Annotated in this window: 13 protein-coding genes and 1 pseudogene; 6 read left to right on the forward strand and 8 right to left on the reverse strand. The window is 69.6% G+C overall.

Features of this window, described 5'->3' with window-relative positions:
* Position 1: 1 nt before the first annotated feature.
* Positions 2 to 664: a CoA transferase subunit B gene (locus CAP_RS39215; RefSeq protein WP_044250489.1), complete on the reverse strand. Its 663-nt coding sequence runs from the start codon at positions 662 to 664 to the stop codon at positions 2 to 4.
* A gap of 11 nt (positions 665 to 675) precedes the next feature.
* Entirely contained in the window at positions 676 to 1425 is a 750-nt protein-coding gene (locus CAP_RS39220) for a CoA transferase subunit A (RefSeq protein WP_044250491.1), read from the reverse strand.
* 144 nt (positions 1426 to 1569) lie between these two features.
* On the opposite strand from CAP_RS39220, the gene CAP_RS39225 reads away from it, so the two are divergent.
* A complete protein-coding gene (locus tag CAP_RS39225) occupies positions 1570 to 2559 on the forward strand; it encodes a 5'-3' exonuclease (protein ID WP_052376761.1) in 990 nt (329 codons plus the stop codon).
* A gap of 72 nt (positions 2560 to 2631) precedes the next feature.
* Here the strand turns inward: CAP_RS39225 and CAP_RS39230 are convergent, their stop codons facing one another.
* Positions 2632 to 2856 carry a hypothetical protein gene (locus CAP_RS39230; protein WP_044250493.1) on the reverse strand — a complete coding sequence of 75 codons (225 nt, stop codon included), beginning with the start codon at positions 2854 to 2856 and terminating at the stop codon, positions 2632 to 2634.
* Positions 2857 to 3021: 165 nt separating this feature from the next.
* Here CAP_RS39230 and CAP_RS39235 point away from each other — a divergent pair, with 165 nt between their 5' ends.
* The gene (locus CAP_RS39235; protein WP_156041545.1) at positions 3022 to 3297 is read left to right on the forward strand and encodes a hypothetical protein; all 276 of its coding nucleotides are present in this window, start codon (positions 3022 to 3024) and stop codon (positions 3295 to 3297) included.
* A 275-nt stretch (positions 3298 to 3572) separates the two neighbouring features.
* Positions 3573 to 4970 (forward strand): FAD-dependent oxidoreductase, encoded by a 1398-nt coding sequence (locus tag CAP_RS39240; protein ID WP_044250497.1) that lies wholly within the window; start codon positions 3573 to 3575, stop codon positions 4968 to 4970.
* 191 nt (positions 4971 to 5161) lie between these two features.
* On the opposite strand, the gene CAP_RS39245 is transcribed toward CAP_RS39240, so the two are convergent.
* From CAP_RS39245 to CAP_RS39260, 4 genes are all read right to left on the reverse strand, one after another.
* A complete protein-coding gene (locus tag CAP_RS39245; RefSeq protein WP_044250521.1) occupies positions 5162 to 6028 on the reverse strand; it encodes an NAD(P)-dependent oxidoreductase in 867 nt (288 codons plus the stop codon).
* A gap of 34 nt (positions 6029 to 6062) precedes the next feature.
* Positions 6063 to 6701, reverse strand: a complete 639-nt coding sequence (queE, locus tag CAP_RS39250) for a 7-carboxy-7-deazaguanine synthase (protein ID WP_044250499.1) — start codon at positions 6699 to 6701, stop codon at positions 6063 to 6065.
* 95 nt (positions 6702 to 6796) lie between these two features.
* On the reverse strand, positions 6797 to 8596 hold the full coding sequence (locus CAP_RS39255; protein WP_052376763.1) for a hybrid sensor histidine kinase/response regulator: 1800 nt from the start codon (positions 8594 to 8596) through the stop codon (positions 6797 to 6799).
* A gap of 204 nt (positions 8597 to 8800) precedes the next feature.
* A complete protein-coding gene (locus tag CAP_RS39260; RefSeq protein WP_052376764.1) occupies positions 8801 to 10615 on the reverse strand; it encodes a hybrid sensor histidine kinase/response regulator in 1815 nt (604 codons plus the stop codon).
* A 102-nt stretch (positions 10616 to 10717) separates the two neighbouring features.
* Between CAP_RS39260 and CAP_RS39265 the strand changes: the two genes are divergently transcribed.
* From CAP_RS39265 to CAP_RS51520, 3 genes are all read left to right on the forward strand, one after another.
* Entirely contained in the window at positions 10718 to 11740 is a 1023-nt protein-coding gene (locus tag CAP_RS39265) for a hypothetical protein (protein WP_156041547.1), read from the forward strand.
* A 537-nt stretch (positions 11741 to 12277) separates the two neighbouring features.
* Positions 12278 to 18316, forward strand: coding sequence for an NHL domain-containing protein (locus CAP_RS46555; RefSeq protein WP_052376765.1), 6039 nt, complete (start codon positions 12278 to 12280; stop codon positions 18314 to 18316).
* Positions 18317 to 18330: 14 nt separating this feature from the next.
* A complete protein-coding gene (locus CAP_RS51520) occupies positions 18331 to 19332 on the forward strand; it encodes a hypothetical protein (RefSeq protein WP_156041548.1) in 1002 nt (333 codons plus the stop codon).
* Positions 19333 to 19528: 196 nt separating this feature from the next.
* On the opposite strand, the pseudogene CAP_RS54575 reads toward CAP_RS51520, so the two are convergent.
* Positions 19529 to 19751 (reverse strand): annotated as a pseudogene (locus CAP_RS54575) (hypothetical protein); the annotation flags it as partial.

Raw genomic sequence — 19751 nt, forward strand, 5'->3', positions numbered from 1 at the left:
CTCAGGCGCCGAGGCGCATCTCGGTGAGATCGGGCGGCACCCGGAGGGTCGGCTCGGTGCGCTCCTGCACCTCCCGGGCGCTCACCCCGGGTGCCAGCTCCCGCAGGGTCAGGCCCTCGGGGGTCACGTCGAGCACCGCGAGATCGGTGATGATCCGGTGCACCACGCCCCGGCCCGTGAGCGGGAGCTGGCACTCCTTCAGGATCTTCGGCGCCCCGCTCTTCGCGGCGTGGTCCATGATCACCACCACCCGCTTCGCGCTCACCACGAGGTCCATCGCCCCGCCCATCCCCTTCACCATCTTGCCGGGGATCATCCAGTTCGCGAGATCGCCGCGCTCGGAGACCTCCATCGCGCCGAGGATGGCCAGATCGATGTGGCCACCGCGGATCATCGCGAACGACTCGGCGCTCGTGAACACCGACGACCCCTGCAGCATGGTCACCGTCTCCTTGCCGGCGTTGATGAGGTCTGCGTCCTCCTCCCCCGCGATCGGATACGGCCCGATGCCGAGCAGCCCGTTCTCGCTCTGCAGCACCACCTCCATCCCCTCGGGGATGTAGCTGGCGACGAGCGTCGGCATGCCGATGCCCAGGTTGACGTAGTAGCCGTCCCGGAGCTCCAGGGCGGCCCGCTGCGCGATCTGCTCCCGTGTCAGTCCCATGGTCGTCCCCGTCAGGCCTTCCGCACCGTGCGCCGCTCGATCCGCTTCTCGTAGCCTTCACCCTGCACGACCCGGTGCACGAAGATCCCCGGCGTGTGGATGTGATCGGGGTCCAGCGACCCCACCGGCACCAGCTCCTCCACCTCGGCGATGGTCACCCGCCCGGCCGTCGCCATCATCGGGTTGAAGTTCATCGCCGTGTGCCGGTACACGAGGTTGCCGTAACGGTCCCCCTTCCACGCCTTGACGAGCGCGTAGTCGCCGGTGATCGCGGGCTCCAGCACGTAGTCGCGGCCCTCGAAGGTGCGCGTCTCCTTCTTCGCCGAGAACTGCTTCACCGACCCGTCGGCGTTGTAGAGCACGGGCAGGCCCCCGTCGCTGATCGCCGTGCCCGCGCCGGTGGGCGTGTAGAACGCCGGGATCCCCGCGCCGCCCGCGCGGATCCGCTCGGCGAGCGTGCCCTGAGGCGTCAGCTCCACCTCCAGCTCCCCCGAGAGGTACTGCCGCTCGAACTCCTTGTTCTCGCCCACGTACGACGAGACCATCTTCCGGATCTGCCGGTTGCGCAGGAGGATCCCCAGCCCGAAATCGTCCACGCCGCAGTTGTTCGAGACCACGACGAGGTCGCCCGTGCCGAGCTCACGCAGCGCACGGATGCAGTTCTCGGGGATGCCGCAGAGCCCGAAACCGCCCGCCAGGATCGTCGCCCCTGCGGGGATGTCCCGCACGGCGTCGATGGCGCTCTTGTAGACCTTGTCCATACGGACCGAGACAGCTAGCGCACTTCGCCCGCTGGCAAAAGACCGGCGTTTGCTGCGCCGCGGCGCGGCGCCACCGCCGCGACGTCGGGTTGAGGCCCGCCGAAATCCGGTGCACCACGGCCCCCGCCTGCTCTGGAGACCTCCATGGCCACCTTCCCCCCTCCTGGCGATGCCACCCGCCCCGCTCCTGGCGCTGCCGTCCTCCCCCCTCCTGGCGCCGATGATGCGGTCTACCTGGTGGACATCGCGGGCTGGATTCACCGCGCCTTCCACGCCATGCCTCCGATCACCTCACCCCGCGGTGAGCCCATCGGCGCGGTGAGCGGCGTCGCCGGCATGCTGGTGCGCCTCCTCGTCGATCGGCGGCCTGGCTACCTCGCCGCCGCCATCGACCCCCTCACCCCCTCGTTCCGCCAGGAGCTGTTCCCCGCCTACAAAGCCTGCAGGCCTCCGCGCCACCCGGACATCGATCCCCAGTTCGCCCTCGTGCACCGCCTCCTCGAGGCCCACCGCATCCCCGTGCTCATGGCGCCTGGGTTCGAGGCCGACGACCTGCTCGCGACGGCCACGGCCCGCGCGCGCCTCGCGGGCCTGCGCGTGGTCATCGTCACCCACGACAAGGACCTCTGCCAGCTCGCCACGGACAACATCGTGATCTGGGATGGCCGCGAGCGCGTCATGGGTCCCGAGGAGGTGCGCGCCCGCTGGGGCGTCGGTCCCGAGCTGCTCGGCGACCTCCTGGCACTCGCAGGCGATGCCTCCGACGGCATCCCCGGCATCCCCGGGGTCGGCGCCAAGACGGCCGCGGAGCTCCTGCAGAAGCGCGGCTCGCTCGACGCCATCCTGCACAAGGCCGACTGGGAGTCCTCGCGCACCCTCCGCGCGAAGCTGCGCCGTCACGCCGATGAAGCGCGCCTCAGCCGCAGCCTCGTCGCGCTCCGGACCGATGCGCCCATCACCTTCGATTTGACGGCATGGCGGGTAGGCTGGGGAGATCCTGAGCCCATCCGCTCGTTCTACGAGGAGATAGGCCTCACCCGGCTCGCCGGAGAGGTGACTCCTCTCCACAAGCTGCCGGTCCCGCCCCAGGTACTCGCCCTCGGGCAGGCCCCTCAGGGGAAGGATCCCGGGTGACCTCGAAGGTCTCAGAGCACCGGCCCGCGTCGCTTTGACGCCTCGAACACGGGCCGACGAACGAGATTCCCTTCAGTCGGTCACCTGTTTGGCTGGATCTTCCTCGGCGCAGCGGACCTCGATGGGCTCGAAATCCAGACTGTCGGGTGTCGCCTGCTCTTCATCTTCTTCATCCGGTTCATCGAAGCCCCGGACGTCGACCAGATGCGTCTCTTCGCACGTCTGATCCTCGAGCATTTGGGTGTTCATGCTGACCTCCGTGAGCGACAAGACAGCTACCACCATGGCAGCGAGCATGGCGCCAAGACGTAACTCTAACATGTGCTTCTGGATTGACAGTCGGGGCCAGCATGATTCGCCGAACCAGCTCCAGACGCCGCGGGCTGGATCGATGCTGTCTCAGGCGAACCCCTCGTTGACGTGACCCCCTCCGGTCTCCAGGTGCTCCGGGAGGAGGAAGGCATGGCGGAGCCGAGGAACGAGAACGACGTGAGCCGGAAGCAAGGCGGCCAGACGGTGGACGAAGTGCCTGGCGTGCGTGGGCCCCTCGGCCCTGCTGGCGCCGAGAAGGACACCTCGGGCCGCGCTGGCACCGGCCCTTCCCCGGACGCGGAGCCGCCGAACTGGGGGGGTGAAGGGGGAGCTGGCGCCCACCGCGGCGGTCCCATCCTCTCCGACACCGAGGATGACGCTGAGGACGAGGTGGACGCGCACCGCCGTGACGCTGGCGTCCGCTGACCCCTGCATCCCCACCCACCGGTATGGTGCGCGGTATCACCAAGCACCGCCGGGCCGATTGCACCTCTCGACGCACCGCCCCAATCTCGCCCGCGCTCACCCCGCCGACGGCGACGGATGGCAGCCGATGGTAATCGACGGTCACCACTCAATGGCGACGGCGGCGACGGCGGCGGCAGCGGCGGCGCGCTCCCGGCCATGCCGCGATCACGGCATCCTCGCCTGCACCCCGTGCATTGCGGCGAATCGGATTGAAGTGGTACGGTGCGCTCTCAATGCGCCCATCCTTTCATGATTGCGGTGAAGAGCTGATCCCATTCAGGCACCGGGCCATCGTGGTGGGCGGCGGCATTGCGGGGCTCGTCGCGGCGCAGGTTCTCTCCAGGCGCTTCGATTCGGTGACCCTCGTCGAGCGGGACACCCCCTCGACGGAGCCCGGGCCTCGCCCTGGCGTCCCCCAGAGCCGCCACTGCCACCTGCTCCTCCTCCGGGGCCAGCAGGTGATGAACGACATGTTTCCCGGCCTCGACTCGGAGCTGCGGGCGCGGGGCGCCGAGTCCATGGACTGGATCGCCGACTTCGCCATGTTCTGGCACGGCCGCTGGGTACCCCGCTTCCAGTCGGGGCTCACCGGGCATTGCAGCAGCCGTGACCTCCTCGAACTGGTGCTCCGCGAGCGGGTCACCCGCATCCCCAACATCACCTTCGTCCCCGGGCACGAGGTCACGGGGCTCCTCCGCGAGGCCGAGGCCGTCCGTGGCGTCCGCGTCCGCGCGCGTGACGGCGGTCGCACCGACGTCCTCGGTGGCGATTTCGTGGTCGACGCCAGCGGCCGGCGCTCCCGGGCGCCGCAATGGCTGGAGGCGCTCGGCTATCCCCTCCCCGAGGAGAGCGTCGTCGATTCTCACACGGGCTACGCCAGCCGCCTCTTCGAGCCGCCGCCCGGCGCCTCCCACGGCTGGAAGGTCCTCGTGGTCAGGTCCCACGCCCCGTCGAGCCGCGCCGCGGGCATCTACCCCATGGAGGGCCGCTGGCTGGTCACCCTCACCGGGGTCGCCGGAGACGCGCCCGATCCCACCGAGCGCGGCTTCGACGAGTTCCTCCGCACCTTGCCCGACCCCGCCATCGGCGCAGCCCTGCAGGGCGCCCGCCCCCTCGGCCCCGTCACCGGCTTCCGCGGCGCTGCCACCGTGTGGCGCCATTACGAGCGCCTGCGCCGCAACCCCGACGGGTTCGTCCTCCTCGGCGACGCGTTCTGCTCCTTCAACCCCGTCTACGCCCAGGGGATGACCCTCGCCGTGCTGGGCGCTCAGGTGCTCGACCAGCACCTCATCGCACAGCGGAGCCGCGGGACGGGGCTCTCCGGCCTCGCGCCCCGCTTCCACCGGCAGCTCGGGGAGATCACCAAGAGCGCCTGGCTCATGGCGACCAGCGAGGACTTCCGTTACCCCACCACCACCGGCGAGCGCCCCTCGTCGGGCGTGCGCCTCGTCCAGGCCTACATGAACCTGGTGATCGAGGGCATGCGCGAGAGGCCCTCCCTCTTCCGGAACATGGTGGAGGTCGCGCAGATGCTGAAGCCCCCCCAGTCGCTCTTCCAGCCCGAGGTCCTGGCGAACACGCTCCTGCCTGCCGTGAAGCGCGCCGCCGCCGCCTCCTTCCCACCCTCTTGATTCCCACGGCAGGGGCTCGCGCCCCCGCCCCCCGCCCCCCGCCAAGCAAAGCTCGTCAGGGCCCCCCACCCCGCGATCCACCCGCGATCTCCAGAGTGTTCTGCCGCTTCGGGCCTGACGCCCATCGCCTCGGGAAGCGGACAGTGGCCCCAGCCCCATGGTTGAGCCGACAGCCCCGCCCCCTCGGCGCCTCAAGCGCCGGCGCGCGCCCTGGCCAGCGCCTCTGCCGCCAGCACCCCCATGTCCTCCTCGCCGTGCCCCGCCGCGATCACCTGATCCATGCGCGCCGCGATGCCTGGCAGCGCCGCGAGCGGCAGATCCCCGGCCGTCTCCAGCATCAACCGCACGTCCTTGCGCGCCATCGCCAGCCCGAACGACGCCGGCGCATAGACCCCCTTCGCCATGCGCGCGCCCCGCATCGGCACGCTCTCCCCCGGGTTGAACCTGTCGAACAGACCGAGCGCGTCCTCCGGCGCCACCTTCGCCGCCGCCGCCAGCGACAGCACGTCCGCGAGCCCCGCCGACACCGCGATGATCATCGCATTGCCGAACAGCTTGAACACCGCCGCCAGATCCGCGCGCTCTCCCAGATACCAGACCTGACCCGTCATCCGCGCGAGCGCCCCCTCGGCCTGCTTGAACACCGCCTCGGGCCCGGCGCACAGCATCATCCCCTTCGCCTCCCGGCACAGCGCGGGCGACATGAACACCGGCGCGTGCAGGAACGCGATCCCCCGCGCCGCGCAGCTCTCCGCCCGCGCCGCCGTCCCCGCCGGCTGCGTCGTGGTGTGATCGATCACCAGCGCCCCCGCTGCGAGCCTGGGCGCCACCTGCGTGAGCACCCCGTCCACCGCCGCGTCATCGCTGAGCGCGAGGTGCACCCGCGCCGCTCCTGCCACGGCCCCTGCGGGCGTCTCGGCCACCCGCGCGCCTTTCGCCGCGAGCGCTTGCGCCTTGTCGAGGCTCCGGTTCCACACCGTCACCTGCTCCCCGCGCCCCAGCGCGGCCTCCACCAGCCCGGCCCCGATCAACCCTGTCCCCAGGAACGCGATGGTCATGGCGGCCATGCTGCCACCTCGCGTCGCCCGCGCGTCAGGGGATGTTCAGGATCTTGTGCGTCTGCAGGCTCAGCCGCCAGCGCGGGTGCTCCAGGCAGTAGCGCACTGCCAGCTCCGTGTGCCGCTGCCGCCGCAGCCCGTCCATCGGCTGCAGCAGGAAGTGCTCGAAGTCGAGGTGCTCGAAGCGCTCGGGCATGGCGTCTTCCTGCGGGAACACCAGCTTCAGCTCGTTGCCCGACCGCAGCACCACCTCGGCCCCTGCCTTCGGGCTCACGCAGATCCAGTCGATCCCCCGCGGGGCTTTCCGCGTCCCGTTCGTCTCCACCGCCACCTCGAACCCGGCGTCATGGAGACCCGTGATCAGCGCCTCGTCGAGCTGCAGCAGCGGCTCACCCCCCGTGCACACCACGTAAGGCTTCCCCCCCGCCGCCTTGCCCGGCCACGTCGCGGCCACGGCCCTGACGAGGTCTGCGGCCGTCGCGAACTGCCCCCCGCCTTGCCCATCCGTGCCTACGAACTGCGTGTCGCAGAACCGGCACACCGCCCGCGCCCGGTCTTCCTCGCGGCCCGTCCACAGGTTGCAGCCCGTGAACCTGCAGAACACCGCCGGCCGACCGGCCCGGAGGCCCTCACCCTGCAGCGAGTAGAACAGCTCCTTCACGAAGTACGACATCGCACGGCTCGGCCCATGGGCCGTCCCCCCCGGCGTAAGCCCCAGCCGCGCCCCTGTCAACCAACGTCCCGACCGCGAACCTCAGGACGCATCCCTCACGATAGGAGCGCGTCGCGCATCGCCGCGCGCAGCTCTTCCAGAGAGAACGGCTTGTGCAGGAAGCCCGCCTGGCCGAGCTCGCCATACTGCTCGACCACGTCCTCCTCGCGGTAGCCGCTCATCAGGATCACCGGGATGTCGGGCCGCATGGTCCGCGCCGTGCGCACCACCGCCGTGCCGGGCACGTCGGGCATGGTCAGATCCACCATCACCAGCAGCAGATCCGGGATCCCGTCCCGCATCGCCGCGATCCCCTCCGTCCCGTCCTCGGCCAGGCGCACCGTGTAACCCAGCCGCTTCAGCGACTGCTGCAGGGTCACCCGCACCACCTCCTCGTCGTCGATGACCAGCACCGTCCCCCGTGGCGCTGGCAGCACCACCGAGCGCGGCGCCTCGAGCGGCTCTGGCGCCTCGTTGCACGCCGGCAGCCACACCCGGAACGTGCTCCCCTCGCCGAGCGCGCTCTCCACCGACATCACCCCCCGGTGCGACCGCACCAGCCCCTGCACCGCTGCCAGGCCCAGGCCACGCCCGGTCGGCTTGGTGGTGAAGAACGGCTCGAAGAGCCGGGCCGCGGTCTCCGGCGCCATCCCGCTCCCCGTGTCGGCGATGGTCAGGCGCACGTAAGTCCCCGGCGTGAGCGCCGCGCCCTTCGCCAGGCGCTCCAGCGCCGCCGCGTCGAGCACTTCGAGCCCCGTGGTCAAGGTGATCGTCCCGCCCGCCTCCGCCGGGATTGCCTCCGAGGCGTTGGTCAGCAGGTTGAGCAGGATCTGCCGGAGCTGCGCCGGATCTGCCATCACCGCGGGCAGCGACGCGCCGAGCGCGGACACCACGCGCGCGTGCTTCCCCACCGCGGTGGTGAGCATCTCGTGCAGGCTGTCGATCACCTCGTTCAGGGACACCGGCCGGAGCGTGACCCGCCCTTTGCCCGCGTAGGCCAGCATGTGCTTCACCAGCTCCGAAGCGCGCTTCGTCACCGTGATCACCGCCTCCACGCTCTCCCGCGACGCGCGGCGCGGCGGCAGATCCAGGGCCAGCACCTCCGCGTGCCCCAGCATCGCGGCCAGCATGTTGTTGAAGTCGTGCGCGATCCCGCCCGCCAGCACCCCCAGGCTCTCCAGGCGCTGCGCGTCGGTGAGCTTCTGCGCGATCCGCCGCCGCTCCTCCTCGCTGTGCCGCATGTCCGTCACATCGATGGAGATGAGCATCCCCGCGATGATCCGCCCGTCGCGCCCGCGCACCGCGTGCGGGTGGTTCACGTAGATGCGATCACCGTTGCGGCTCTCCACCGGCGCCTGCGGCTCCTCCAGCAGCGCGAGCCGGTAGATGGGCTCGTTCTCCGTGAACTTCTCGGGCGTCAGCGCCTCTTTCAGCGTCTTGCCCTCCAGGTTCTCCCGCGAGTGGTTCGCGTAGTCGAGCCCCTGCCCACCGGCCACGGAGAACCGCAGCTCGCTGTCGAACAAGAAGACGCCGCCGCACGGGAAGTGGTCCACCAGGGTCCGGAGCTGAACCTCGCTCGCCCGCAGCTCCACCTCCGTGCGCCTCCGGTCCGCGACCTCGCGCTTGAGGGCCTCGTGGGACGCTTCGAGCTCCTTCGACTGCTCACGCGCCTTGAGCCACAGCGCCACCCCCGAGACGGCCAGCGCGAAGAGCGTCCCTGCGAAGGCGAGTTCGATGATCCAGGTCTCCGGGGTTGCCGCGCCGAGTTCGTTCACCGAGCCGAGGAAGAGAAGAAGAAACGACGTGGCCGCCATGAGGAAGAGCGACGAGGCGCGGAAAATCGGGGTCGAGGGCATGACGGAGAGCCCTGCGCGCTCAACGCGGCGGCACGGGGTCCTCGGTTCCCGGCGGAGCATACCGGAGATCCGTGCACCACGAGGGAAAGAGGGGGCGCCTCCACGCGCTGCCCCCCCGTCGAAGGGCGCGCCACGCGCTGCCCCGTCCTGCGCCCCCCAGCCATCCTAAGGGAGGGCGCGGCTCTTCGGCGGGCTCCAGGTGCATCAGGTCTCCAGCGCGGAGCGCACCACGCTGCGCAGCTCGTCGAGTGAGAAAGGCTTGTGGAGGAAAGCCGTCTGGCCGAGGTCGCCGTACTGAGCCGTCACGTCCTCCTCGGCGTAGCCGCTCATCAGGATCACCGGCAGGCTCGGTCGGACCTCGTGGAGCGCGCGCACCACCTCGTTGCCCGGCATGTCCGGCATGGTCAGGTCGACCATGGCGAGCGCGATGTCCTTGCCCTCCACCCTGGCCAGCGCGAGCCCCTCGTCGCCGCCGTTCGCCATCTCCACCACGAAGCCCAGCCGCTCGAGCGTGCGCTGGAGCGTCACCCGGACGACCTCCTCGTCGTCGATGACCAGCACTGTCCGCCGCTCTGCCACGATCAGCGCTGGCAAGGACGTGGGCTCGACCTCGGGCACCTCGTCGCTCGCGGGCAGCCACACCCGGAAGGTGGTCCCCACGTCCGGCTTGCTCTCCACCGAGAGCACCCCGCGGTGGGACTGCACGATCCCGTGCACCGCGGCGAGCCCCAGGCCGCGCCCGATGAACTTCGTCGTGAAGAACGGATCGAAGATCCTGGCCACCGTGTCGGCGTCCATCCCCGCGCCCGTGTCGCTCACGGAGAACTTCACGTAGCGCCCCGGCTCCCGCTCCATGCCGGGGGCGAGCCTCTCCAGATCCGCCGCGCTCAGCGCGTCCAGGCTCGTCGTCACGGTGATGGCCCCGCCGCTCCCGGGGGAGATCGCCTCGGAGGCGTTCACCATCAGGTTCATCACGATCTGCCTTAACTGGGCGGCGTCCGCCACCACCGCCGGCAGCCCCTCGGCGATGTCGTAGTGCACGCGCGCGTGCTTCCCCACCGAGGCCCGCAGGAGCCCGCCCAGATCGCGGATGAGCGCGTTGATGTCCAGCGCGCGGAGCGACACCCGCCCCTTGCCCGCATAGGCGAGCATCTGCTTCACCAGCTCGGAAGCGCGCCTGGTCACCGTCACGATCGCCTCCACGTTGGATTGCTCCGACGCCCCCTCGGGCAGATCCTGCCGCAGCATCTCCGCGTGACCCAGGATCGCGGTGAGCATGTTGTTGAAGTCGTGGGCGATGCCCCCCGCGAGCACCCCGAGGCTCTCGAGCCGCTGCGTCTCCTCCAGCTTCTGCTGGATGCGCCGGCGCTCCTCCTCGACCCGCCGCACCTCGGTGATGTCGAGCGAGATCATCATCGCCGCCACGATCTCGCCGTCGTTCCCGCGCACCGCCACCGGGTAGTCGACGTACAGCCTGTCGCCGTAGCGGATCTCGATCTTCTCGGGCGCCTCCCCGGCGAGCGTCGCCTGGTAGAGCGGCGCGAGCTGCGCGTACTCCTCCGGCGGCACCGTCTCGATGAGCGGCTTGCCTTCGAGCTTCTCGCGCGACAGCCCCGCCGGCTGGAGCGCCCGCCCATCTGCCACGAGGTAGCGCAGGTCGCGATCGACGAGGAACACCGCCCCGTCCGAGAAGTTGCTCACCAGCGTGCGCAGCCACGCCTCGCTCGTGCGCAGCCCCTCCTCGGTGCGCTGCCGCTCCTCCACCTCGCGCTTCAGCGCCGCGTTCGCCATCGCCAGCTCCGCCGCCCGCGCCCGCTCCCGCGCCCTCAGCCAGAGCGCCAGGACCGCCATCGCCAGCGCGAACAGGCCGCCGAGCAGCGCGCCGATATCGATCTCTTTCAGGGTCGCAGCGTCACCTCCTGCCGCCGGCGCGGCCAGCAGCACAGACGCCTCCGCCAGCACCATGCGTCGCCTCGGGGGGAAGGAGAGCATCGACACCTGCCACGCAGCGTCGACCACCTCACTCCCCGGATCAAGCCCCAGGTGGAGCCCTCCGCGCGCTTGCCATCACGGCGTCACTGCGATCGGGCCATCCCCCACCCGTGCTACCGTGACGCCTTCATGAGCCTTGCATCGAGCACCCGAGGCGAGGGCCTCGGCCCTCCCTTGAGCCTCGACGAGCAGCCGCTGATCGCGCGGATCGACGGCGCCCTCGCGCGCGCGCTCCCGATCTCCGACGGCCCCTACACCCTCGCCCTCACCACGCTCCCCGACGAGGAGCGCGCCCGCCTGGACGGCCAGTCCGGCCCCGTGCTGTACACCCGCGCCCTCGTCCACGTCGCGCTGCGTCTCACGGGCCTCGACGCCACCGGCGCGCCCCGCGACCTCGATCACGTGCTCACCCTCTGCGAGCGCACCGAGCGCGACCTCGACCGCCTCGACACCCTCCTCGCCGCCTTCGTCCGAGTCGTCTGTCGCCTCATGCGCGACGCCCAGGACACCTCTCTCGGTGCCCCGGCCCGCCTCCTCCCCTCCCACCTCGACGCCGCACTGCGCGCCGCGCTTCGCGCCTCCGTCCGCAAGCCCCGCAAGACCCGCACCGTGGACGCCTGCGAAGCCGCGATGCTCGAAGCCCCCGAGCTCCAGGACCTCCTCGTCCCCCCTCCCGAGACGATCGCGCCCGCCGTCGCCGCCCTCGACGCCTGGTTCACCGCGCACGTCCCGGTCATGAGCACCCCCGACTTCGAGCTGACCCATGTCCGCGAGCCGCGCTGGCCGCGTCTCACCCCTCCTTCCCCCCAGGGCATCGAGGCCACCCGCAAGGGCCTCTGCGTCACCATCCGCACCACCGCCTTCGACGCGCCCGACGCCTTCGGCGAGCGCCCTATCCTCGACGCCTTCGAGCAGCAGATCCTCCTCGTCGACCCCGCCTCCCTCTCCGACGTGGACCGGGTGATCGCCTACCTCGACGGCTGGTCCGCGACCCTCCCCCGCGTCGTCGCCCACTGGCACGCCAAGGACAAACTCGCCGACCGGATGCCCTGCGACTTCCTGGAGCCCTCGGTCCTCGACCTGAAGAAGCCCCGCACCGCCGAAGACTTCGCCGCCGCCCTCGCGAAGCGCTGGAAGCTGCCGGCGGGGTGACGCTCCGCCACGCTTTCGCCGTGGACTCATCCAACAGACGCTCGAATCGATGTTCGTCGCGTACGGTGAAGCACGGCCTGTGCGCCAGTAGCGCTTCTCGACGAGGTTATTCGCGTCAACGAAGAGGGACGGCACTTCATGAACCTCGGATTTCGTCGTTTAGTTCCATGGATGCCACTGGTGCTGCTGATCGCCTGTCGACAGCACTCGCCAGCCCCAGCCAGACAGGACGCCGGATCGCTGCCTGACGCCTCCGCTGCTGGTACCGGCGCAGCCGAGGTCTCCGCGTCCTCTGCGAGCGGCGGCCCTGGAGGCAACGGTAGTGGCGGAGATGCGGTTAGTTCCAGCGGGCACGCTGGTGCAGGAGCAGGTGGCAATTCCGCCACGGTGAGTGGCGGCAGCGGTGGAGGTGGCGGGATTACGCCCGCTGGAAGTGGCGGAGGCAGCGGTCTCGCAGGGGGAGGCGGCACCAATGCCGCAGTCGGTACTGGCAGTTCGGGAGGCACCGCGGGCTCGGGAGGCCAAGGAGGCAGCTCATTGCCCGCCACGGTCTGCCTACCTCAAGGCACCGCCGGCCCTCCAGCGCCCCTCGGTACGCCCTGCTCCGATGCGGATCCATGCAACGGTGACGAGACCTGCAACGGCGCCGGCCAGTGCATCGCGGCGTCTCCGCCGTCCTTCGACGATGCCGATCCTTGCACGTTCGACGCTTGCGAGCCTGGGGTCGGCATCACCCACGCGGCCTGCGCGCCCCTCGATCGCACCCTACCCACGCTGCCGGCGAGCGGTCTTGCTTTCCTGCTCGAAGGCCCCGCACCCATCCAGACGGGCGCCGACCCTGCAATCCTGGCCCCTCGACGCGCGGCGGGTCTCCGCGGGAGGGTCCGCGCTGTCGATGGCAGCCCGCTCGCGGGCGTGACGATCACCCTGCTCGACCACCCCGAGCACGGGAGCACCCGCACCTTCGCTGACGGTGCATTCACGATGGTGGTCCAGGGTGGCGGCCCCCTCGTGATCACCTACCAGGCAGATGGCTATCTGGCCGCCGCGCGCCGGGTGGATGTTCCCTGGCAGGGTCACGCCCACGCTCCCGACGTGGTGCTCGTTCCGCTCGACCCTGAGGTCACCGCGCTCGACCTGGACACGGCGCCTCCCTATGCAGAGGCGCGCGGCAGCATCATCACGGATGGCGACGGCACCCGTCAGGCCACGGTCCTGTTCCCGCCTGGAACGACGGCGGACTTGCTGTTCCCCGACGGCACGCTGCAATCCATCTCCACGCTCAGCCTGCGGGCCACGGAGTACACCGTCGGCGACCGAGGCCCCGAGTCCATGCCCGCCGATCTGCCGCCGACCAGCGGCTACACCTACGCCGTCGAGCTCAGTGCCGACGAAGCCCTCGCGGCGGGCGCGATCAGCGTCGAATTCAACCAGCCGCTGCCTTTCTACGTCGACAACTTCCTCGACTTCCCCGCCGGGACGGTCGTTCCCATGGGCTACTACGATCGCGCACGCGCCGCATGGGTCCCGTCCGACAACGGTCGCGTCGTCCGGATTCTCGACATCACTTCCGGCCTCGCTACCCTCGATACGGACGGGAACGGCGCGCCTGATGACAGCGCCACCCTCGACCTGCTCGGCATCACCACCGACGAGCAGGCAAAGCTCGCCGAGCTGTACCCGCCTGGTCATTCCTTGTGGCGTGTTCCCGTGCAGCACTTCACGCCCTGGGACTGCAACTGGCCCTATGGGTTCCCGGAGGATGCCTGTGTGCCGTTGAGCCTCACCTGCTCCGTCGATGGGGACGAGGAACCCAGCGCCACCGCTGCGGCTGGACCGGGGTCGAGCGGCAACAGCGGTGCAGGCGGCAACGGTGGTGCAAGTGGCAACAGCGGTGGGGGCGGCAGCGGAGGTGAAGGGGGACGAGACCCCGACCGCGGCGAGCCCGAGCCGATGGCCTGCGAGGAGCAGGGGTCCATCATCGACTGCGAGAACCAGGTGCTCGGCGAATCCATCCCTCTCGCGGGCACCCCGTTCTCCTTGCAGTACCGCAGTGATCGCGTGGCCGGGCATCAGGGTCGCAGCACCCTGACCATCCCGCTGGCGCGAGGCGGGGTTCCTCCCACGGTGAAACGGATCGACCTCGTGATCGAGATCGCCGGTCGCCGCATCGAGCAGTCCTTCCCCTGCCCTTGCGCGCCTAGCAGCGAGACCACGTTCGTGTGGGATGGCAAGGACGTCTTCGGCCGTGAGACTCAGGGAGAGCAGCCGATCACCGTGCGCGTCGGCTACATCTACGAGGGCATCTACTTGGCGCCCTCGGACTTCGCGCCAGCGTTCGGTGGGTTCGCCGGGGAAGAGATCTCGAACAGCCGCACCCGCCAGGAGGTGACCACCTGGAAGCGATGGGAAGGACGGCTGGGTGGCCTCGACGCCCTCGCGCTCGGTCTCGGGGGCTGGACCCTGAGCGCGCACCACGTCTACAGCCCAGGCGCCGGGGTCCTCTACCTGGGCGACGGGCGCCGCCGCACCGGCGTGGCGCTCGGCACCGAGATCCGCACGGTTGCCGGCAATGGTCAGATCGTCGGTCCTCTCGGCGACGGCGGCCCGGCGCGGAGTGCGCCGCTCGATACGGTGTCCGGGGTGGCCGTGGGGCCAGATGGGAGTGTCTACCTCAGCTCCTCCTTTCAGCAGCGGGTCCGGCGCGTGGCGCCCGACGGTCCCCTCTGGACCGTCACGGGCACCGGTACAGGCGGAGGTGCCGGCGATGGCGGTCCCGCCGCGCAGGCCCAGGTCCACGTCCCCCGAGGGCTCGCGCTCGGTTCCGACGGCAGTCTCTACATCGCCGAGCAGGGCGGGCATCGCGTGCGGCGCGTCGCAGCGGATGGAGGGATCAGCACCGTGGCTGGCACCGGACAGCAGGGCTTCTCCGGTGACGGTGGTCCTGCGACCCAGGCGCGCTTGAGTGGGCCTTTCAGCGTGGCTGCGGCCTCCGATGGCACCCTGTTCATCGCCGACACCCAGAACCACCGCATTCGCCGCGTCGGCACCGATGGGACGATCACCACCATCGCGGGGAGCGGCACGGCTGGCGACACCGGTGACGAGGGGCCTGCGACGGAGGCCCGGCTCCGGGGCCCTCGTGGCGTCGTCGTGGCCCCTGACGGCGGCCTGTACATCGTCGACACGCAGAACCACCGGATCCGCCACGTCGACAGGCGCGGGAGGATCATCACGGTCGCAGGCACTGGTCAGGCCGGCTTCAGCGGGGATGACGGTCCTGCCATCTCCGCGCGTCTGAACAGCCCCACCACGGCGCTCCTGGCGCCGGATGGGACACTCTTCGTGGCCGACAGCACGGGCTACCGGATCCGCCGCATCTCGCCGGATGGACGGATCCACGCCTTCGCCGGGACGGGGACGTACACCACCCAGCCGCCTCCAGAAGGCGCGCGGTCGTTGACGGCCGAGATCGGCCAGGCCGGTCAGCTCGCGCTGGGTCCAGACGGCGCGCTGGTCGTCGCAGAGATGCTCTCGCACCAGGTGCGGCGCATCGCGCGGACGCCGATGCCGGGCGTCGCCCTGGGGGAGCTGGCGCTTCCCACCGAGGACGCGCGAGAAGCGCATGTCTTCAGCGGCCTCGGGCGCCATCTGCGCACCATCGATCTGCGTACAGGCACGCCGCTCCTGACCTTCCAGTACGACCCCGCGGGCCTCCTTGCGTCGGTCCAGGATGCCGAGGGCGACGTGGTCACCATCTCCCGGGACGCGGGCGGGGCCGCCACGGCGGTCACGGGTCCCTTCGGCCAGACCACCACGCTGACCAGACACGGAGACGGGATGCTCGCCACCGTGACCAACCCCGCCAGCGAGATCACCACGCTGAGCTACGGCAACGGGGGGCTGCTCACGGGCCTCACCGACGCCCTGGGGAGGGCGCACGGATTCACGTACGACAGCGCCGGACGGCTCCTCGACGACACGGACCCTGCGGGAGGGAGCAAGTCGATCACGCGAAGCACGCTCGCGCAGGGGCGGGCGGTCACGGTCACCACCGCGCTCGGCCGCAGCACGACCTATGCGGTCCAGAGCCCGGGCACGTCGGAGGTGGCGAGGGCCATCACCAGCGCCGCAGGGTTGAAGGGCACGGCAGCCCCGGACGCCTCCGGGCAGGTGGTCACCCAGCTCCCGGATGGGCGCACGATGCGCTGGACGCTCGCGCCCGATCCCATCTTCGGCATGCTGGCGCCTTACCGGAAGCAGGAGCGGGTCACCACGCCGGGTGGGCGCACGCTGACCGTCAGCCGAACACGCACCGCCACGCTGCTGAACCCTGTGGATCCGTCGAGCTTCACCGCACTCCAGGAGACGGTGACGCTCAACGGCAAGAGCTACACCGAGGTCTATACGCGGGCCACGCGCCTGACGAGCCGCACCACGCCGATGGGCAGGAGCATGTCCGTCACCGCCGATGCACAGGGTCGAGCCGAAGAGATCGTGGTACCAGGCGTGGCTCCCGTGCAACTCACCTACGACGTGCACGGCCGGATCGACAGCATGACGCAGGGGGCACGCTCGGTGACGCACGCGTATGCGGCGGGTGGGTTCCTCGCGAGCGTGACAGATCCCCTTGATCAGGTGGACGCGTTCGTCAGGGATGCTATCGGACGCGTCGTCGAGGCGTACCGGCCCGATGGTGAGGCCGTGCTCTACGGCCATGACCTCGTGGGCAACCTGCTCTCCGTCACGCCGCCAGGTCGGCCCGCGCATGTGTTCGGATACACGCCGCTCGACCAGCGCGCGTCGTACGACCCGCCACCGCCTGCGAGCGGGGCGCCGCTGCCGACGACCTGGAGCTACGACGTCGATCGTCAGCTCTCCGTGACCACGCTGCCGGATGGCACAGCGCTGAGCCACACGCGTGACTTCGCGGGCCGCCTGGCGGCGCTGGGCTTCACTGGCGGAGGTGGCGGGGTCGGCGGAGGCGTCGGGTCAGCCGGGGCCATCAGCCGCACGCATGACCCTGCAACCGGCAAGCTTGCGAGCCTGAACGGTCCGACGGGCGTGACGCTGACCTTCGGCCACGATGGGCACCTGCTCACCGACGTCACCTGGTCGGGGGTGATCAGCGGGGCGCTCCATCGCGTCTATGACAACGACCTGCGGGTGACACACGAGCACGTGAACGGCGGGGACACCGTCCTCTTCGGTCACGACCTGGACGGCTTGCTCACGAGCGCGGGGCCGCTATTGCTGAGCCGGCATCCGCAGAATGGGCTGCTCACCGGCATCACCGTGGGCAACGCGGTGGAGACGCTCACGCGCGATGCGTTCGGTGAGATCACCGGGCGCACGGTGGCCGTAGGGAGTGCGCCGCTGATGACCGTCACCTACCAGCGCGATCTCCTCGGCCGCGTCTTCGAGAAGACCGAGACGCTGGGCGGCGTGACCCACGTGGACGGCTACGAGTACGACCTCGCCGGCCGCCTCCGTGACGTGCTGCACGACGGCGTGCTGGTCACCCACTACGACCACGACGAGAACGGCAACCGCCTCGCCCGGGTGACGGCCACCAGCACCGCGACGGCGAGCGTGGACGACCAGGACAGGCTGCTCACCCACGGGAGCTTCACCTTCACCTACGACGACAGAGGGGTCCTCCAGAGCCGTACGGACACGACGACCGGGGCGACGATGCTCACCCGCTACGACGCGCTCGGGAACTTGCGGGAAGTGACCCTGCCGGATGGGACGGTCGTCGCTTACGTGGTGGATCCCGTCGGGCGCCGCGTCGGCAAGAAGGTGAACGGGGCGCTCGTGAGAGGCTGGCTCTACCGGGACACGCTCCAACCTGCGGCGGAGATCGATGCGGGTGGGGCGGTGGTGGCGCGGTTCATCTACGGAGACCGGCCCAATGTGCCCGAGGTGATGCTCAAGGGCGGGACGACCTACCGGATCGTGAGCGATGAGGTCGGGAGTGTGCGGCTCGTGGTGGACGCTGCCACGGGAGCCATCGCGCAGCGGCTGGACTACGACGAATTTGGGCGGGTGCTGCTCGATACGAACCCGGGGTTCCAGCCCTTCGGGTTCGCGGGTGGGCTGAACGATCCGGAGACCGGCCTCGTGAGATTCGGGGCACGGGACTACGACGCGGAGACGGGCAGGTGGACGGCGAAGGATCCGCTGCTGTTCGAGGGCGGGGATACAAATCTTTATGCCTACGCGCTGGGAGACCCGGTGAACCAATTCGATCCGCGCGGGTTGAGACCCGTCGCAGACTATTTCTGTGTCGCAGGTGGGATCTTGTTGAGCGGCGGCATCCTCGGTGAGCCCCTGGTCGATATCCTGGCCCTGTGCCTTCCAGGTCCCCCCACGGAAGACCTGACAGGCGGAGTTTGTGAGGAAGTGAGGGATGTATCGGATTCATCCTGCGACGAGCAATACCAACAATGCATCAATGCGGGCAGAGCAGAGTGCCAGAAAGTGGAGGCCGGTAAGACCAAATGCCAGCGATGCTGGGAGCGCTGCAACGCAGGAGACTCCCCCTCCAGCATCTGCAAGCGGTGCGGTTTTTGAGCCGAGGAATGAAGATGTCATTGCATATCGCCAGCTCCGACATGTCGCGACAGTTGCGCCGACTCGTCAATGACATGGTCATCCCCTTCACGGACAACCTCTTGGTCGGTCCCTGCCCGCACGGCGTGACGGATTTCATCGACGCTCGTGTTCGCTACTGGCGAGACGTTCCAGGCTCGGGGCGAACGTGGCGAGCCATGTACGGCCGGCTCGTCGAGGCGCTCGGATCTCACTCGGAGATCACCCTCTGGTCATCCGGATCTCTTCAATTCTCGGCACTGCGCTGGATGATCTGCTCATTGACGCGAGAACGGTCGAGCACGCGTATCATTGCGCGGATGGTCGATCGAGGGAACAAGCCCAGGGACGACCTGCTCGGCTGTTGCGAGGAGCGGCTCGGGCTGAGCGAGCTTCGAGCGCTCCTCCGCGGAGGCGCACAGCCCATCAGCAAGACCCAGCGGCGCGCTGACGAACGCCGCTGGCGCAGCTTCACTTCTTCGAAACCCGTGAGATTCAGCGTGCGTTGTCGAACAGAGGACCCGGTTCTGCGACGAATGCGTCACTACCATCTCCAGCATTTTCCTCGCATGATCCGGAAACAATTGCACGTGTCTCTTCTCGACGAGCTACTGCTGAAGTGTGTCAGTAGGTCATGGTCGCATCTCGGTGAGATCCTGATGCGTCGTTCCGATGAGGGTGTGGCCTTGCGGACTCGGCTCTATTGCACAGGAGATGCCTTCATGGTCAGGCGCTTGCACGAATGGCTAGGTCATGACGGTCAGAAACCGGTCATCGACGTTGAACGTCAACCATCGAATGCCCTTCCAAGTGGAGTGCGGTACAGGATGACCCGTCGCGGCCTGGATCTTCTGGAGCGCGGGATCCGCGATATCTCTGATGGACCGGCATGCTCTATCGGTGGTGGTGCCGCTTATGACCCTGCACAGCCCATCGTTGCCGTCATGGATGGCGGTGAGTGGACGCTTGCAGAACTACGGGGTACCTCGCGCGGCTGACGGCCACCAGCACCGAGGTCCGTGATCCATGCCGGGTAGTGGCCGGGTTTGACAGAACCTGGCCTGGTTTGGGGTTGAGGGCTTGGCGGTGAGGTAGGTTCGGCCCTGCAAGCAAGTGCACCCCGCGGCTGCGCCGGTTCACCATCGCCGTGCAGCGCTGGCATAAGCTCCGATCCTGACCCCCCGACCGCCCGCGCTACCTCCGAGGGGTGGTCTCCGAAGGTGAGGAGGACGGTGCCTGACTGCTGCCCAGTGTGGCGTGCTGCACGGCGGGGACGATGTCGTGGGGTGTGTAATGGGCTGCGACCTCGAAGCGCTGGGGCTTCGTGGTCGCGTGGTGGAGGGCGACGGTGAGGAAGGGGTCGGCGAGGGCGTGGTCAGGGTCGGGCGACGGTGAGGACGGGGTCGGCGAGGGCGTG

This window comes from Chondromyces apiculatus DSM 436 (assembly GCF_000601485.1).
Lineage (GTDB): Bacteria > Myxococcota_A > Polyangia > Polyangiales > Polyangiaceae > Chondromyces > Chondromyces apiculatus.

Bases quoted from the DNA above. Each gene is read 5' to 3' on its own strand.
- CAP_RS39225 (WP_052376761.1), top strand. From the start codon at position 1,570: ATGGCCACCTTCCCCCCTCCTGGCGATGCCACCCGCCCCGCTCCTGGC.
- queE (WP_044250499.1), bottom strand. From the start codon at position 6,701: ATGTCGTACTTCGTGAAGGAGCTGTTCTACTCGCTGCAGGGTGAGGGC.
- CAP_RS39235 (WP_156041545.1), top strand. From the start codon at position 3,022: ATGGCGGAGCCGAGGAACGAGAACGACGTGAGCCGGAAGCAAGGCGGC.
- CAP_RS39255 (WP_052376763.1), bottom strand. From the start codon at position 8,596: ATGCCCTCGACCCCGATTTTCCGCGCCTCGTCGCTCTTCCTCATGGCG.
- CAP_RS39230 (WP_044250493.1), bottom strand. From the start codon at position 2,856: ATGCTCGCTGCCATGGTGGTAGCTGTCTTGTCGCTCACGGAGGTCAGC.
- CAP_RS39245 (WP_044250521.1), bottom strand. From the start codon at position 6,028: ATGACCATCGCGTTCCTGGGGACAGGGTTGATCGGGGCCGGGCTGGTG.
- CAP_RS39220 (WP_044250491.1), bottom strand. From the start codon at position 1,425: ATGGACAAGGTCTACAAGAGCGCCATCGACGCCGTGCGGGACATCCCC.
- CAP_RS39265 (WP_156041547.1), top strand. From the start codon at position 10,718: ATGAGCCTTGCATCGAGCACCCGAGGCGAGGGCCTCGGCCCTCCCTTG.
- CAP_RS39240 (WP_044250497.1), top strand. From the start codon at position 3,573: ATGCGCCCATCCTTTCATGATTGCGGTGAAGAGCTGATCCCATTCAGG.
- CAP_RS39215 (WP_044250489.1), bottom strand. From the start codon at position 664: ATGGGACTGACACGGGAGCAGATCGCGCAGCGGGCCGCCCTGGAGCTC.
- CAP_RS51520 (WP_156041548.1), top strand. From the start codon at position 18,331: ATGTCATTGCATATCGCCAGCTCCGACATGTCGCGACAGTTGCGCCGA.